Origin of the sequence: Pseudomonas marincola (assembly GCF_900116605.1) — a bacterium.
GTDB lineage: Bacteria > Pseudomonadota > Gammaproteobacteria > Pseudomonadales > Pseudomonadaceae > Aquipseudomonas > Aquipseudomonas marincola.
Map to the genome: position 1 here is coordinate 1 of NZ_FPBC01000005.1, position 16,169 is coordinate 16,169.

15 protein-coding genes are annotated in these 16,169 nt (G+C 56.4%); 4 read left to right on the forward strand and 11 right to left on the reverse strand.

Annotation, left to right across the window (positions count from 1 at the left end; all coding sequences use genetic code 11):
• Together BM395_RS09465 and BM395_RS23140 are read left to right on the forward strand one after the other, a co-directional pair.
• The coding region (locus BM395_RS09465; protein ID WP_141124087.1) for a transposase at positions 1-215 on the forward strand (215 nt) is incomplete at its 5' end.
• A gap of 418 nt (positions 216-633) precedes the next feature.
• The gene (locus BM395_RS23140; protein ID WP_141124088.1) at positions 634-933 is read left to right on the forward strand and encodes a hypothetical protein; all 300 of its coding nucleotides are present in this window, start codon (positions 634-636) and stop codon (positions 931-933) included.
• A gap of 272 nt (positions 934-1,205) precedes the next feature.
• Here BM395_RS23140 and BM395_RS09470 read toward each other — a convergent pair whose 3' ends face one another.
• From BM395_RS09470 to puuE, 8 genes are all read right to left on the reverse strand, one after another.
• On the reverse strand, positions 1,206-2,066 hold the full coding sequence (locus tag BM395_RS09470; RefSeq protein ID WP_090511061.1) for an outer membrane protein OmpK: 861 nt from the start codon (positions 2,064-2,066) through the stop codon (positions 1,206-1,208).
• Positions 2,067-2,148: 82 nt separating this feature from the next.
• The gene (locus tag BM395_RS09475; RefSeq protein ID WP_090511064.1) at positions 2,149-3,648 is read right to left on the reverse strand and encodes a uracil-xanthine permease family protein; all 1,500 of its coding nucleotides are present in this window, start codon (positions 3,646-3,648) and stop codon (positions 2,149-2,151) included.
• A gap of 269 nt (positions 3,649-3,917) precedes the next feature.
• Positions 3,918-5,273 (reverse strand): nucleobase:cation symporter-2 family protein, encoded by a 1,356-nt coding sequence (locus tag BM395_RS09485; protein WP_090511068.1) that lies wholly within the window; start codon positions 5,271-5,273, stop codon positions 3,918-3,920.
• A 151-nt stretch (positions 5,274-5,424) separates the two neighbouring features.
• Entirely contained in the window at positions 5,425-6,741 is a 1,317-nt protein-coding gene (locus BM395_RS09490) for a urate hydroxylase PuuD (protein WP_090511070.1), read from the reverse strand.
• 50 nt (positions 6,742-6,791) lie between these two features.
• Positions 6,792-7,295 (reverse strand): ureidoglycolate lyase, encoded by a 504-nt coding sequence (locus BM395_RS09495; protein WP_090511072.1) that lies wholly within the window; start codon positions 7,293-7,295, stop codon positions 6,792-6,794.
• Between the two features lie 104 nt (positions 7,296-7,399).
• Positions 7,400-8,395: an allantoicase gene (gene alc / locus BM395_RS09500; protein WP_090511075.1), complete on the reverse strand. Its 996-nt coding sequence runs from the start codon at positions 8,393-8,395 to the stop codon at positions 7,400-7,402.
• A 68-nt stretch (positions 8,396-8,463) separates the two neighbouring features.
• Positions 8,464-8,979, reverse strand: coding sequence for a 2-oxo-4-hydroxy-4-carboxy-5-ureidoimidazoline decarboxylase (uraD, locus tag BM395_RS09505; protein ID WP_090511078.1), 516 nt, complete (start codon positions 8,977-8,979; stop codon positions 8,464-8,466).
• On the reverse strand, positions 8,976-9,908 hold the full coding sequence (gene puuE, locus BM395_RS09510) for an allantoinase PuuE (protein ID WP_090511081.1): 933 nt from the start codon (positions 9,906-9,908) through the stop codon (positions 8,976-8,978). Before puuE ends, uraD begins: the two co-directional genes overlap by 4 nt.
• A gap of 483 nt (positions 9,909-10,391) precedes the next feature.
• Between puuE and uraH the strand changes: the two genes are divergently transcribed.
• Positions 10,392-10,745: a hydroxyisourate hydrolase gene (gene uraH, locus BM395_RS09515; RefSeq protein ID WP_090511086.1), complete on the forward strand. Its 354-nt coding sequence runs from the start codon at positions 10,392-10,394 to the stop codon at positions 10,743-10,745.
• 1,114 nt (positions 10,746-11,859) lie between these two features.
• Here uraH and BM395_RS09520 read toward each other — a convergent pair.
• Together BM395_RS09520 and BM395_RS09525 are read right to left on the reverse strand one after the other, a co-directional pair.
• Positions 11,860-12,486, reverse strand: a complete 627-nt coding sequence (locus tag BM395_RS09520) for a LysE family translocator (protein ID WP_090511089.1) — start codon at positions 12,484-12,486, stop codon at positions 11,860-11,862.
• A gap of 110 nt (positions 12,487-12,596) precedes the next feature.
• Positions 12,597-13,946 carry an NCS2 family permease gene (locus BM395_RS09525; protein ID WP_069900500.1) on the reverse strand — a complete coding sequence of 450 codons (1,350 nt, stop codon included), beginning with the start codon at positions 13,944-13,946 and terminating at the stop codon, positions 12,597-12,599.
• Between the two features lie 734 nt (positions 13,947-14,680).
• Here BM395_RS09525 and BM395_RS09530 point away from each other — a divergent pair.
• Positions 14,681-15,445 carry a GntR family transcriptional regulator gene (locus tag BM395_RS09530; RefSeq protein WP_069900499.1) on the forward strand — a complete coding sequence of 255 codons (765 nt, stop codon included), beginning with the start codon at positions 14,681-14,683 and terminating at the stop codon, positions 15,443-15,445.
• Positions 15,446-15,550: 105 nt separating this feature from the next.
• Here BM395_RS09530 and BM395_RS09535 read toward each other — a convergent pair whose 3' ends face one another.
• Positions 15,551-15,955 carry a hypothetical protein gene (locus BM395_RS09535; RefSeq protein ID WP_090511092.1) on the reverse strand — a complete coding sequence of 135 codons (405 nt, stop codon included), beginning with the start codon at positions 15,953-15,955 and terminating at the stop codon, positions 15,551-15,553.
• Positions 15,956-16,169 lie beyond the last annotated feature (214 nt).

The window sequence follows — 16,169 nt, forward strand, 5'->3', positions numbered from 1 at the left end:
ATAAAGCCAAGCGCAGGATCGAGAAAGCCAAGGCCCAGGTGCGTGCAAAGGTCGAGCATCCGTTCCGGGTGATCAAGCGCCAGTTCGGTTATGTGAAAACGCGCTTCCGTGGCCTGGCGAAGAACACCGCACAACTGGTGACTCTGTTCGCGCTGTCGAATCTGTGGATGGCACGCCGACATTTGCTGGCGAATGCAGGAGAGGTGCGCCTGTAATGTTGGAAATGGCAGCTGCGAGGTTATCGCGGCGGCCAGAAACACCCAAATGAGCGGGTGATCTGATCGTTTTTGATCGATTTGCCGCTTTTAAAATCAGCAGAGGGTGAAGTCAGCCAGAAATGCATGGCTACTTCAGACCATCCTTAGCGTGGATTTGCCGCTGGATGCTTGGGTGGATATAGGTTATCTGTTGACTATAAGATTTACTGTCTTGTTTGAATATCTTAGGTGTTTAGTTGCTGTTAGCAGGTTTTCATTTTTATTAATACTTTTTCCGATAGTTTATTTAGCGCTCTTCTATTGACCTGATTTTAAAAGGCGCATATTTATGGGTAGGGTTCGCTGTGTGGAGTATTTATACTCTCATAAGTGGCGATCGCCCATCATACAAATAAATGAAAGGATATATAGTCATATGGATATTGAGATTTTTGTCTGCAATCTTACGCCAGACACCGAAACCAGTTTCTCTGATTTTTCATACGAGCATGCGAGCTGTAGCCAAGGGCCCATGAGTTGGAGACGCTCTGTTATCGACGACCAATGTACTATCAGTTGTCCTTGTGGACTTTATATTTCATTTCAGCAACAAAGCCAAGCGAGCAATACCATAGGGTTTGCAGCAAATGGTTATCAAACATACGAGTTACCGATTGGATCATTTTCGGCTTCCCATGGTGGCACAGTAAATGTTACCGGTAAGTCTGATAATTAAAAACTAGTGAGTTATATTTCAGGCATAACGCATATGACCTGCGCTCAGATTTTGTATAAACATAGGTCACACGCGCCGTTTCAGAATGATCGCTTTAATAAGCTGGGCAAAAGTGCCGGGCGGAGGATGGTTAGCCTGCAAGGCAAACCGTCATGGCGGTATACGGCTCCTGCCTGCCAAATCCGCAAGGTGCAAGCGATCGCCCAATCTGCGCCCACAAAAAAAGGCAACTGCGCGGCTGCGCAATTGCCTTGTCGGGTACAACTCAGGCGTTAGAAGTAGTACTTCACCAGTGCCTGAACGGCGGTCTGGTCGAAGCCGTCAGCCGAGCCGTCTACCGGCTTAACACCGTATTTGTTGTGCCATATGTTCAGTTCGGTACCGACGTAAAGCTTCTTGTCCTGATTGAACAGCGCTTTACCCGCATCCCACTTGATCTGGATCGAGGAGCCGACCGAAGTCTGGGTGCCGGCCTCATCAGACGGTGCGCGCCAGTCGACGTAACCGTCGATCAAAAAGTCCTGCTCGCCAACGGCGAATGGATAGGCGCCTGCAACCGTCAACTGCTCGGTGTAGCCGTTGCTGTTCTGGTCGGCAAAGAACACGTGGTTGTTGATCTTCACCCGGTAAATGTTGGTGTTGAGGAACGCGAAGCCCGGCACATTCCAGTCGAAACCGAGACCGTACAGGTAGTTTTCAGTGCCTGGGCCGCCTTCGCCTTTTTCGTAAGTAAAGGCCGCTTTCACGTCCTTAAGCGGCCCGGCCGAAAGATCCTGGCCAGTAAGCCAACTGAGGCTTACCCGTGGCGAGAACTCCATGTAGTAAAAGGTGTTGTGCTCTTTCTGCTCGAAGGTGCCGTTGCTGAAACTGCCGCGTGATTGCAGGTTGTCGGCATTAACGTAGTCGAGGAAGTAGAAAATATCGCCCCACACCCAGCCGCTGGCGTGTTCGAAGGTGAAGGTCGATTGCGAGCGTTGTTCTTCGGCGTTGAAGTTGCCACGCTGAAAGTTGCTGCCGTTGAGGTACGACAGGCTGTTGCTCTGCCAGTACAGCAGGTCATCGGCGTTGGCGTGTTGGGCTGCAAACAGGCCTGCCGTGAGTGAGAGGCAGAGGGGCAGTCGCTTCAGGTTCATCGGGTCTTCCTTATTGTTTGAGTTGTGGGATATGTGTTCACAGCTGGCCGTTTGCGACTGCTGGGTAGGTGCCGGGTTGGTCTTAGGCAGGTGCGTGATGACGCTGCGGGCTAGCTTGTGGCTGCTCGGTCGCGACTTGCGGTGTCTTATCTTGTGAATCCTGGAGTACCGAATGCAGGTGCGCTTCGGGGTCGAAATCGTCTTCAGCCACTTCAAGGGCATGTTCTTCGGGCAGGAAGTAATTCAGCAAAATGGCGCTGATTGCACCAATGGTGATCGGTGAGCCAAAGATGTTTTTCAGGGTGTCCGGCATCTGCGAAAGCACTTCGGGTACACCGGCAACGCCGAGCCCGAGACCGAGCGAAATGGCCACGATCATGACGTTGCGCCGATGCAGTCCGGCCTCGGCGAGAATCTTGATACCGGCAACACCCACCGTGCCGAACATGATCAGCGTGGCGCCGCCGAGTACTGGCTTGGGCATCATTTGCAGCACGGCGCCGACAATCGGGAACAGACCCAGCAGCACCAGAATGCCAGCGATGTAGAGGCCGACATGGCGGCTGGCTACGCCGGTGAGCTGGATAACCCCGTTGTTCTGGCTGAATGTGGTCATTGGCAGGCTGTTGAATACGGCGGCCATTGCCGAGGTGCAGCCGTCGGCGAGCACACCGGACTTGATCCGGCGCAGGTACAGCGGGCCAGTGACAGGTTGTTTGGAGATGATCGAGTTGGCGGTCAGGTCGCCAGCGGTTTCCAGCGGGGTAATCAGGAAAATCACCGCGACCGGCACGAACGCAATCCAGTCGAAGCTGAAGCCGTATTTGAACGGCTGCGGCACGCTGACCAGCGGTACCTCCGGCATATCGGCAAAACTCAGCTGGCCGGTGAACCACGCCACCAGTGAGCCCAGCAGCAAGCCGGCTACCACGGCGCTGAGCCGCACGGCCTGCGACTTGAAGCGGTTGAAGATAATGATCGTGGCCATGACCACACCCCCCAGCGCGAGGTTATGCAAGGCGCCAAAATCTTTGGCGCCGAAGCCACCGGCGATGTCGGTCATGGCGACTTTGATCAGCGACAAGCCCATCAGGCAGATGATGGTGCCCGTCACGACAGGGGTAATGACCTGACGCAGTTTGTTGATGAACTGGCTGAATGCGATCTCGACAAAGGCGGCGCAAAAACACACGCCAAACAGGGTCGCGAGAATATCTTCCGGGCTACCGCCGCGCCCCTTGACGATGAATCCAGCGCTGAGAATCACGCTGAGAAAACCGAAACTGGTGCCTTGCAGGCAGAGCAGGCCGGAACCAATTGGGCCGATGCGGCGTGCCTGCACGAAGGTGCCAATGCCGGACACGAACAGCGCCATGCTCACCAGATACGGTACATGAGCACCGAGGCCAAGCACGTTACCGATAATCAGGGTGGGGGTGATGATGCCAACGAAACTGGCCAGAACATGCTGCAAGGCTGCGAACAGCGCGGGGCCGAAAGCGGGGCGGTCATCGAGTTGATAGATCAGCTCGCTGCTTTTTGCAGACGGAGCTTGGGCTGGGGTCGAGCGAGTAGCGGTCATGTTGGAGCCTGCCTGTTTTTTTTATACGGTCATGGGCTTACACGAGGCTTCACGGCGCCTCAATCTGCACATCAGAAAGTTGTCTGATCGGTCAGAATATATCGACTATAGCAATTTGTTTACAAGCGTAAAAACAATTTATTGTGATTATGTGTACAAAAAGTGGATGCATGGTCATCTGCCAAACAGCGGGCTGATTGGCGGATGTGAAGAGGGGGGCTTTAAGGCGGGAGAACAAGGCTCAACACAGGGATGAGCCTTGTTTTGTATCAGTGGCTGGCGGGTTGGCGGACCAGCTGCGCACGGTCGGCGCCGCCAAGGATGTTGAACAGCAGATTCAGCGAGACGGCGCTAAGCGTCGCCAGGGCTATACCGCTGTGAGTGATTGGGTCCATCCACTGTGGTAGTTGAGCAAACAGCTCTGGACGTACTACCGGGGCGAGCCCCATGCCGATGCTAACGGCGACCAGCAATTGATTGCGGCGGTCGGCAATGTTGGCTTCCTGCAAGATATTCATGCCGGTAGCGGCAACCATGCCGAACATCGCAATGCCCGCGCCGCCCAATACCGCTGGCGGAATCGAGGCCACCAGAAAGGCCGCCTTGGGCAGTAAGCTCAAGGTGATCAGCATGCAGCCGGCGCAAGCGGTGACAAATCGGCTGCGCACGCCTGTCATCTGCACCAGGCCAATATTCTGCGCGAACGATGAATGAGTGAAGGTATTGAAAATACCCGCGACAAACGAGGCGCCAGCGTCGCACAGCAGGCCGCGTCGCAGCTTGGCCGGGGTGATTTCCTGTTCCGTGATTTTACCCAGCGCGATAAACATGCCTGTTGATTCAACAAAGATGATTACCACCACCAGGCACATCGACAGAATTGGTGCGAGGCTGAATTGCGGCATGCCGAAATGCAGCGGAGTCACCACTTGCAGCCATGGCGCTTGAGACAACCCGCTGAGATCGACCATGCCCAGACACGCTGAAATGGCGTAGCCCAGCAGCATGCCGACCAGTACCGAAACGTTGACCCAGAATCCGCGCATGAAGCGATTGATCAGCAGAATCGAGATCAGCACCATTGCCGAAATGGCCAGGTATTTAAGGTCGCCGAACTGGGTTGCGTCGCTGCCACCACCGGCCCAATTGATGGCGGCGGGAAACAGCGACAGGCCGATTGAGGTGATCACTGTGCCGGTCACCAGCGGCGGGAAGAAGTGCACGATGCGTGACATGAACGGCGCGATCAGCATGCCGAAAAATCCAGCGGCGATGGTCGCCCCGAATATGCCGGTGAGGCCGATTCCGGGTGTGCCGGCCATGGCAACCATGCTGCCGACAGCGGCAAAGCTTGCGCCCATCATGATCGGCATCCGGATGCCCATCGGGCCAATCCCGAGCGATTGCACCAGTGTTGCTGCACCGGCCACCAGCAAATCGGCGTTGATCAGAAACGCGACTTCTTCCCTGGATAAACCGACGGCTTCGCCAATGATCAGCGGCACGGCAATCGCACCGCCGTACATCAGCAGCACATGCTGAAAACTCACCAGAAGCATCTGCAGCCAGGGCAGACGCTGATCGACGGCAGAAACGGCCGCCGAGTTGTTATTCAACCGGGTCATGCAAACACCTCAAGCGCTTTTATTTTTATCAGTCGCGGGGCAGCCAAATCATCATGTCGCACGGAGTGCGTTCGATGGTTGGCACTAGCAAGTCAGCTTTATTGCAGATACAAAAATGCCGCACCGGGTGAGCGGTGCGGCATCGGGTCAATCAATTGATTTGCGCGCCTTGTGCAATCCACTGGCCGATCAAATCACGTTCCGCTTGAGTCATCTGGGTGATGTTGCCCAGCGGCATGGTCTGTGTTGCTACTGCCTGCGCCTGAATACGCGCCGCCTGCTGCTGGATCTGTTGCGGGGTATCAAACATCACGCCGGCAGGGGCTGCGCTGAACATCGGGCTGCTCGGCTTGGCCGAATGGCACACCGAACAACGTTCCTGAATCACACTGTGGACCTGGGCAAAACCTTCGCCGCCAGCGGCTGGTGCAGTGTTGGCTTGTTGCGGTTGTTCAGGCGCAGCAGGTGCTTGCGGCTGTATCGGCTTTGCAGCACCCGGCCCTGGCATTGCAGTGGCTGGCAGCGGTGCATACTTGATCGCGGCAGGCTGGCTGGCGGTTGGCATCGCAGGCTGTGATGCCGGGCCTGTGACAAATGCCAGACAGATCATCGCCAGTGCACCGGCAGGCAATGCCCAGGCGAACTTGTTGCTGTTGTGGCGGGTGTTGAAGTAGTGACGAATCAACACCGCAGCAATTGCGATACCGGCGAGAATCAGCCAGTTGTAGCTACTGCCGTAAGTGCTTGGGAAGTGGTTGCTGATCATGATGAACAGCACCGGCAAGGTGAAGTAGTTGTTGTGGCGTGAACGCATCAGGCCTTTGGCTGGCAGCGCCGGGTCTGGCGTGCTGCCTTCTTCGATGGCCTTAACCAGTGCGCGCTGAGCCGGCATAATGGTGCGGAATACGTTACCGACCATGATGGTGCCGATAATCGCGCCGACATGGATGTAAGCACCGCGGCCGCTGAACACATGGCTCAAACCGAATGCTGCGCCGACCAGCAGAATGAACAGTACAAAGCCGAGCAGGGCAGGTTGCTTACCCAGCGCGGAATCGCAGAGGATGTCGTAGATGAACCAGCCTGCAACCAGCGAACCGATGCCGATGGCGATAGCCGCGCCAGGCGCCAGATCACTACCTGGCGCAATCAGGTAGAGCGACGGGTTGAGGTAGTAAACCACCATCAACAGGGTGACGCCGGACATCCACGTCCAGTAGGCTTCCCACTTAAACCAATGCAGGTTTTCCGGCATTTTCGGCGGGGCCAGTTTGTATTTTTCGAGGTGGTAGATACCGCCGCCGTGAATTGCCCACAAATCGCCCGCCAGGCCGTCTTTGGGGTTAACGCGGTTGAGGTTGTTCTCCAGCCATACGAAATAGAAGGACGCGCCGATCCAGGCGATACCGACGATCATGTGAACCCAGCGCACGCTCAGGTTCAGCCATTCAATCAAATGTGCTTCCACAGTCTTTACCTCTTCTCCCAGTGCCTGAAATCAGGTCCCCTGGGCTTCTCTTATTGGTGGGGGTTGAGGAGCAGCTGCGCATCCTCAGTAAAGAAGTACTCATCACAGTTGTTGCCAGAACCACTGCGATCAACCACCAGGAAGTCATCCCGCTTTTCGATCGTAAGCACCGGGTGGTGCCAAACGCCGCGATGGTAATTAATGCCCTGCTTACCGTTACTGCGGAAAGCACGGACAAGCTCTGAATCAGGTACATCGCCAACTGGCGCGACCACGATCAGAAAGGGGTTGCCGAGCAGCGGTATAAACGCCTGACTGCCCTGCGGATGGCGTTCCAACATGCGTACGGTCAACGGCATTTCCAGTGCTTCGGCGCTGAAAATACTGATGATTGCCCTATCGTCTGGCTGCGCGGTCTCGACCTCGGCCAGTTTGTGATAGCGGCGGGTTGAGCCGTTATTGATCATGAAATACTCGCTGCCTTCGGTCTCGATGACGTCGCCGAAAGGGGCGAAGGCTTCTTTGCTCAAAGGCTCGATGATCAGTTTACGCATGTCGTTTTCTCTTCAAGGCAAGCGCGCATTCAACCTCACGCCCGCCGATCTAAATTCTGTTGCCTGCAGGGCAGTGCGCCCTGCAGGACTCGCGGTGTTGCTGTTTACTTGGCCACTTTGCCGAACAGGCGCAGACGGCTGATGCCACCATCCGGGAACACATTGATGCGCACATGGGTGATGGTGCCGAGGTCTTTGATCTGCTCGCTGAACTCGTGCTCGGCGTGCATTTCCAGCTTCTGGCTTGGCAGCAGCTCGCGCCAGAACAGGCTCTGGGTTTCGATCTGGCTGTCGGTACCGCCCTTGACGAATGCGCCCTGAATCGAGCAGCTGTCCGGGTAGTTGCCTTTGAAGTGCAGGGTGTCGACAACGATGCGCTCGATTGAGCCCGGCGCGCCGAGTGCGACGATGACCCAGTCATTACCCGGTGTGCGGCGGCGTGCAGTTTCCCAGCCGTCGCCCATGTTGATGCCGCGACCCGGGTTGAGGATGTTGCTCATGCGACCGAAGTGCTCGTCTGAGCAAGCCAGAGCGCGCCCGCCGTTGAGTGCAGCCGCCAGATCGACTTCTTCGTTGTCGCCAACAGCACTCCAGTCGCGGAACGGAATGCCGTAAACGCGCAAACGGGCAACGCCGCCATCTGGATAGATGTTAAAGCGTAGGTGAGTGAATGCCTGAGCATCGTTGATTTCGTGATAGTGGTGGCTGTTACCTTGCAGCTCTACGGCGCCCAGTACTTCGGTCCACTCGGTGGTGTCGCTCGGGTCACCTTCTGCAACAAAGCAGCCTTCAAGCGAGGCTGACGGCGGGAAGTTGCCGGTGAAGAAACTGGTGTCAATATCCACACCCTTGATCGAGCCCGGCACGCCCAAACGAATCACCGCGCTGTCGTAGCCTTCAAAGCGCTTGCGGCGTGACTCCCAGCCGTCCATCCACTTGCCGTTGTCATCGAAAACGCCCTCCTTCCATACGGCCGGGGTCGGCTGGAACAGGCGGTTAACGTCGGCGAACCAGTCATCGGTTACCGAAATGGCCTTGGTTCCCAGACGGGCGTCGGCGAGGTTGACGTATTTTTCGAAAGGTACGGCGTAAGCTTTCATGAATGTCTGCCTTAAATGAGGGCGTAGGGAATAGTTGCGTCGCTGTGTGCAGAGTTCTCCGGTCGGAGCTAGAGCTGCTGCAGACGGAACAACGCAATCTTGTTTATTTCAGCCAGAGCACGGGCAAATTCCTGTTCCGGGGAGTTATGGATGCGCTCCTCGAAAGCCGCCAGGATCTGGTGACGGTTGCTGCCTTTTACCGCCATGATGAAAATGAAGCCGAACTTGGCCTTGTAGGCGTCGTTCAGTTCGGTGAAGCGGGCAAACTCCTCGGCGGTGCAATCCTGAATGCCCGCACCGGCCTGCTCCGACGTGGAGGAGGCGGTCAGTTCACCGCGAACCGCCGCTTTACCAGCGAGGTCCGGGTGAGCGTTGATCAATGCCAGTTGGGTTTCGCGGCTGGCACTGAGCAAAATATCGGCCATGCGCTGATGCAGGCCATCAATGTCATTGAGCGTGTCATCCGCACCCAGGTCATAAGCCTTTTCGGCAACCCACGGTGAGTGCTCATAAATGTCGGCAAAGGCGCTGACGAAGTCCTCGCGGCTTAGCTGCGACGGGGTCAGGGTCTGAAAACGGCTCATTTTGCGTGCTCCTGCTTGAACGGGTGTGTGGCATGCCAATGGCGCGCGATGTCTACGCGGCGGGCGATCCAGACTTTTTCATGGCTGTTGACGTACTCGATGAACCGCGCCAAAGCCGCGAGACGAGCGGGGCGACCTAACAAGCGGCAATGCATGCCGATCGAGAGCATTTTCGGTGCGCCTTCAAGGCCTTCGGCATACAGCACATCGAAGGCGTCTTTGAGGTATTCGAAGAAATCGTCACCCTTGTTGAAACCCTGCACTTGCGTGAAGCGCATGTCGTTGGTGTCCAGCGTGTAAGGGATCACCAAATGAGGTTTAGCCTCGGTGCTGGCTGGGTCCCAGTAAGGCAGATCATCGTCGTAGGTGTCGGAGTCATAGAGGAATCCGCCTTCTTCCATAACGATACGGCGAGTGTTCGGACCCGTGCGGCCGGTGTACCAGCCCAGTGGGCGCTCACCTGTCAGTTCAGTGAAGATGCGGATCGCTTCGAGCATGTGCTCGCGTTCCTGCTGCTCATCCATGTACTGATAGTCGATCCAGCGATAACCGTGGCTGCAGATCTCGTGGCCAGCAGCAACCATCGCCTTGATCACATCAGGGTGGCGCTCGGCAGCCATCGCTACGGCAAAGATGGTCAGCGGAATATTGTGCTTCTGGAACAGCTTGAGCAGGCGCCACACACCGGCACGGCTGCCGTACTCGTAAAGCGATTCCATGCTCATGTTGCGCTCGCCTTGCAGCGGCTGAGCCGAAACCATTTCTGATAAGAACGCTTCAGATTCCTTGTCGCCATGCAAAATGTTGCGTTCGCCACCTTCCTCATAGTTGAGGACAAACGAGAGGGCGATGCGAGCATCATTCGGCCACTGCGGATGCGGTGGGTTGTTGGCGTAACCGATCAGGTCGCGAGGGTATTCAGCGCTCACTGCAGTCTTCCTTTGTAATGGTGTTGCGGTCATTGCACTGTCCGACTTTTTGGACTGGCGACCGTGATGGGCTAATTGTATACAAAGTAGATGATGTTTTGTAAATCTAAAATTTAGCTATTTTTCATAAGCAGTCATAGCCAATGGTTGTATTGAATACCTAGCAAGAAACTTGCCTAAATGGTCAGCTCTTTGCGCCACATCGCCCTCATGGTCTGGCGATGAGCAAATTTGGCCTGGCAGTTTTCGGCAGTGGTTCAGGCTTGATGCTTTTGACATTGTGTACAATTTATAAAAAAAGTGTCGCAAATATTTTATTGCATGCTATTCTGCCAACAACTGCGAATCAGCGGCTACAGTTCAGCGGGTCTTGTGCTTTATATAGCAGCAGGCCGGCGCGGCGAGAACGCTGGATTCGTCAACATTCAAACAGTAGAGGAGGTGTGGTGCTGATGCAGCTGAGGCTGCTGGCGCCCTGAAGCCATGGGACGATTAACTACCCACGTTCTGGATGCAGCTCACGGCTGCCCGGGCAGCGAGTTGAAAATCGAGCTGTACCGCGTAGAAGGCGCGCAGCTGGAATTGCTCACCAGCGTATTGACCAACTCCGATGGCCGCTGCGACGCGCCAGTTCTGCAAGGCGACGATTACCGTACCGGCGTCTACCAACTGCACTTCCATGCAGGCGACTACTACCGCGCCCGCGGCGTTGCCCTGCCTGACCCAGCATTTCTCGATGTGGTTGTGCTGCGTTTTGGCATCGACGCCAATCAGGAGCACTACCACGTGCCGCTGCTGATTTCCCCATACAGCTACTCGACTTATCGCGGCAGCTGATGCACCGAATGCTTGTCACCCTCTGACTCATTAATAGAGTCCTTGCCCGCCGCACTGCGGGCTTTTTTTTGTGTGGCGATTAAGGGGGCGATTGATTGGGGGAAACAAACACCCTGCGGGATATGTTCGATGGAGGTTGGAATCCGCTTGCGGCTTCCGACATGGCTGTCTGACTATCTGGCGCGGGTTTGGGGGTTGATTTTGCGATCGTCCGACGGATTGCGTTGCTGCGCACCGCTATCCATCCTCCGTTTGGCGGGTCTTTTGTGGTGTGGCTGATGGCGCTGGAATCCGCTTGCGGCTTCTGACATGGCGGTCTGGCGGTCTAGCGTGGTTTGGGGTTGATCTTGCGATCGTCCGACGGATTGCGTTGCTTCGCGCCGCTATCCATCCTCCGATTGGCGGGTCTTCTGTGGTGCGTTCGTGGAGGTTGGAATCCGCTTGCGGCTTCCGACATGGCGTTCTGACTGCCTGGCGTGGGTTTGGGGTTGATCTTGCGATCGTCCGACGGATTGCGTTGCTTCGCGCCGCTATCCATCCTCCGGTTGGCGGGGCTGCTCCGGTGCATTCGTGGAGGTTGGAATCCGCTTGCGGCTTCCGACATGGCGATCTGACTGCATGACGCGGGCTGGATGTTGCTCTTGCGATCGCCCGACGGATTGCGTTGCTGCGCGCCGCTATCCATCCTCCGTTTGGCGGTTTTTCGGTGGTGTGGCTGATGGAGGTTGGAATCCGCTTGCGGCTTCCGACTTGGCGTTCTGACTGCCTGGCGTGGGTTTGGGGTTGATCTTGCGATCGCCCGACGGATTGCGTTGCTTCGCGCCGCTATCCATCCTCCGGTGTGCGGTTCTGCTCCGGTGCGTTCGTGGAGGTTGGAATCCGCTTGCGGCTTCCGACTTGGCGTTCTGACTGCCTGGCGTGGGTTTGGGGTTGATCTTGCGATCGCTCGACGGATTGCGTTGCTGCGCGCCGCTATCCATCCTCCGGTTGGCGGGTCTTTTGTGGTGTGGCTGATGGCGCTGGAATCTGTTTGCGGCTTCCGGCGTGGCGATGGTTGTGTGGTGGTCATTTCCCTGGGTAGCGGCTGTGCCTCTACCCAGGTTTCGGGGTGTGTTCAGCGGCTCAGCAATGAAGCCGTTCCAGCCGCGCCGAACAGTCCGGCGCTGATGCGGTTGAACCAGACCTGGCCCTTGCCTGAGCGCAGGTAGCGGGCGGCGCCCTGGGCGCTGAGGCCGTAGAACAGTTTGCAGGCCAGATCGAGTACCGCCCAGGTGGCGATCATCACCAGCAATTGCTGGGTCATTGAGTATTCGGTGGAGAGGAACTGCGGCAGGAAAGCGGCAAAGAACAGGATGTCTTTCGGGTTGCTCGCGCCCAGGCCGAAGGCTTTCCAGAACATGCTGTTGAAGCTTGGGTTAACCGGCTGCTCTTCCGCGGTAACGGGCTTGGCAGCCTGGCGTGAGGCCTGCCAGCTTTGGAAGGCCAGGTAGAACAGATACAGCGCACCGATCAGTTTCAGCGCTGAAAACAGCTTCTCCGAGGCCAGCAGCAATGCGCCCAACCCCAGTGCCGATGCGCTAAGCAGGCAGATCGAAGCCGAGACGCCGCCGATGAACGCCGGGATCGAACGGCGCAGGCCATAGTTCAGGCTATTGCTGACCATCAGCAGAGAAAGCGGCCCCGGAATCAGGATCACGATCAAGGCGGCGCTGCTGAACAATAACCAGGTTTCCAGACTCATGCTGCTTACTCCAGACGTTGAAAAACCCCGGCACCTTGGCGTCGGGGTTCAGGGTGATTATCCCGTGCGCAGCAAAGCGCTGCGCACGGTCCAGCCCAAACAGGCTGCTTTTACAGGAAAGCGAACTTTGCAATGAAGATGACGCAGAGCACATACAGCGACACCGAAACTTTGTCGCGCTGACCGGTCAGCAGCTTGAGCGTTGCGTAGGTCAAGAAGCCCAGCGCGATGCCGTTGGCGATCGAGAAGGTTAGCGGCATCATCACCACGGTAACAATAGCCGGAATCGTGTCTGTCAGGTCTTCCCAGTCGATGTGCGCCATGCCGCTCATCATCAGCATGGCCACGTAAATCAACGCACCTGCGGTGGCGTAGGCCGGGATCATGCCCGCCAGCGGGGCGAAGAACATGGCGACGAGGAACAGCACGCCAACGGTGATTGCGGTAAGGCCGGTGCGGCCACCTGCAGCCACGCCGGATGCGCTTTCTACATAGCTGGTAACCGGCGGGCAGCCGACCAGTGAGCCAATAACGCTGGACGTACTGTCCGCCTTGAGGGCTTTTGACAGGTTCTGGATCTGCCCGTCGTCATCGACAAGATTGGCGCGGTGGGCAACGCCCATCAGAGTGCCGGCGGTGTCGAACATGTTGACGAACAGAAACGCCAGAATGACGCTGATCATCGACACATTGAACGCGCCTTTGATGTCCATCGCCAGGAACGTCGGCGCCAGGCTTGGTGGCATCGAAACCACGCCGCCAAATTCGACGATGCCCATGCCCCAGCCAATCGCCGTTACAGCCAGCATGCTGAACAGGATTGCGCCGAACACGTTGCGGTGGCTGAGCACGGCAATCAGCAGGAAGCAGACGGCTGCGAGGAGAGCGTTGGGTTCACCGAACGAGCCCATGGTCAGCAGGGTCGCCGGGCTGTCGACGACAATGCCGGCGGTCTTCAAACCAATCAGGCCGAGGAATAATCCGACCCCCGCGCCCATTGCGAAACGCAGGCTCATGGGAATGCTGTTGAGCAGCCATTCACGTATCCGCGACAAGCTCATGATCATGAACAACACGCCGGAGATAAACACCGCGCCCAATGCGGTTTCCCAGCTGTAGCCCATCTCGCCGACGACGGTGTAAGTGAAAAACGCGTTGAGGCCCATGCCCGGCGCAAGCCCGACTGGCCAGTTGGCGTACAGGCCCATGAGGAAGCAGCCCAGCGCAGCACCGATACAGGTCGCGACGAAGGCGGCCCCGTGGTCAACGCCGGCATTTGCCATGATATTGGGGTTAACGAAGATGATGTAGGCCATCGTGACAAAGGTAGTCAGGCCTGCGATCAGTTCGGTTTTGATGGTGGTGCGGTGCTCGGTAAGTTTGAAGAAACGGTCCAGCAATCCACCGCTCCCGGTCCCTGAATCAGGCGTTGCATATTGTTCTTGTTTGGCGCTTTCCACAGCAGGTACTCCTCATTGCTTTTGTTGTGTACCGCCCAGACTCGGTGCTGTGCACGACAAAGTCTCTGAGGCAGGCGATGCGTTAAGGTGCTCTTGCGGGTGAGTAGTTGACTGTTGGGTCAAGAAATCACTATGCGCGATTATGCGGTTGTATACAAAAAAAGCAATTACTGTTTTACCGATAGTGATCAACTGCATTTTCACGTGTGCCAATGCAGTGCGCCGCCTGTATATGCCTTGATATGAGGAATAAGCTAATAAAAACAGAAGATTAGAAGACGAATGACGTGCTTTTTTAACGCGCTTTGGGCGTTTCATTACCGCTGTTTTGGCAGCAATCAGCCTTGCGCTAAAATGATCAGAGTTGAACAATTCGATGCTTAGACCAAATTGATTTATCCCCGCGCACAAATTTCTGATCTCGATAGATGCTTAGTTAACCGCGCACTGCAACAGTGCAAGCTGCGACCTTGGTCGTAAAAAGTGCCTGTGCTGGTCAAATTGTGTACAATGCGCGTGCCGATTTATTCATCTTTCTGGCGAATTTTTCTTGCCAGTCGGCCGAATAGCAGTAGAGTTCAGATTACAGCTGGCGATTAATGCCAACCCGCCGGGATCTGTGGGGTCCAGAGATTGCATTGCTCTGGACTGAATATTAAAAGCGCTGACATCCAGGGATGCATCAGCGCGTTTAGGCAGTATTAAAACTGTCGGACATGACAACGCGAGCCAGAATGAACGATCAATTGCAGCCTCTCAAAAAGCAGTCACGCGCCAGCCTTGCCGGTCGCAGCGGGACTCAGGACGATATTGTTTACGCTCATATCTTTGATGCAATTCTCGAACAGCGCCTGGCACCTGGCACCAAACTTAGCGAGGAAGCGCTGGGCGAGATTTTTGGTGTCAGCCGCACCATCATCCGCCGTTCGCTGTCCCGGCTTGCCCACGAAGGCGTGGTGCTGCTGCGCCCAAATCGCGGCGCTGTGGTTGCCAGCCCAAGCGTCGATGAAGCGCGGCAGATTTTTTATGCGCGACGCATGGTTGAGCGCGCCATCACCGAGCTTGCCGTACAGCATGCCACGGCCGATCAGTTGACTGAGCTGCGGCAGATGGTTGAGGACGAGCAAACCAGCTTCTCGCGCGGTGATCGCGGCGCCGGTATTCGTTTGTCGGGTGAGTTCCACCTCAAACTTGCTGAGGCGGCCAAAAACGCACCGCTGACCAGCTTCCAACGCAGTCTTGTTTCGCAGACTTCGCTGATCATTGCCCAGTACGAAAGTGGCAGTCGTTCGCATTGCTCATACGATGAGCATAATCAGTTGATCGACGCCATCGAGGCACGTGACACCGCGAAGGCCGTGAGCCTGATGATGCATCACATGGATCACATCGACAGCAAGCTCAACCTCGACGAGGAAAGTGCCTCGGATGACCTTCACGCAGTGTTCTCGCACATTCTGCAAAGCAAGAAGCCGGGCCGCGCAGGCAGCATCAAGTAAGCCTGGCGGACGTGCATAAAAAAGCCCTCGCTGTCGATTCAGCGGGGGCTTTTTGCATTAGCGCGGTCATCCGTTAGTGCGGCCAGCGGATGGCCGTGAACGGTGTTACTCGTCGTCGCGGATCAGCACGTATTCGCGGCCTTGCGCGTCTTCGGTGTAGTCGTAAACGAAGTACATCTGCACTTTGCCTGGCGCGGGGAGGGTGGCGACAAAATCACCGGGCTCCACTTCAAAGTAGTCTGCGCTGCCCGGCTTGTAATCGCTGGCTATTCGGGCGGTGACAAACAGGCTTGGGTCGCTGTCGTCGTAATAGTCATCCAGCGCTTCCTGATCCCATTCGGCATGCGGCACATAGGTGCCTCCGAGTATGATCTTGCCGTCACCGAGGTCTTCTTCTTCGGCGTCAGGGTCACTTTCATCCGGGCGGTATACAGTGCAATTTTGCGCGTCATCATGCGCGATGATGGCGGCATGCAGGGCGAGGCGTTGCTGCGGGTCGAGACTTTGCATTGCGATATACCGTAGCGGTGGATTTGAGGCCCCATTATGCCGTTCCAGTGTGACGGTACAAGCGATTAAATCGGTAATTCCCCCGCCGCAAAACGAACCCATCCCAAAGCATGAACCCAAACCGGAGGATGGATAGCGGCGCGAAGCAACGCAATCCGTCGAGCAATCGCAGATCAACACCCAACCCCGCGCCAGACAGTCAGACCGCCATGTC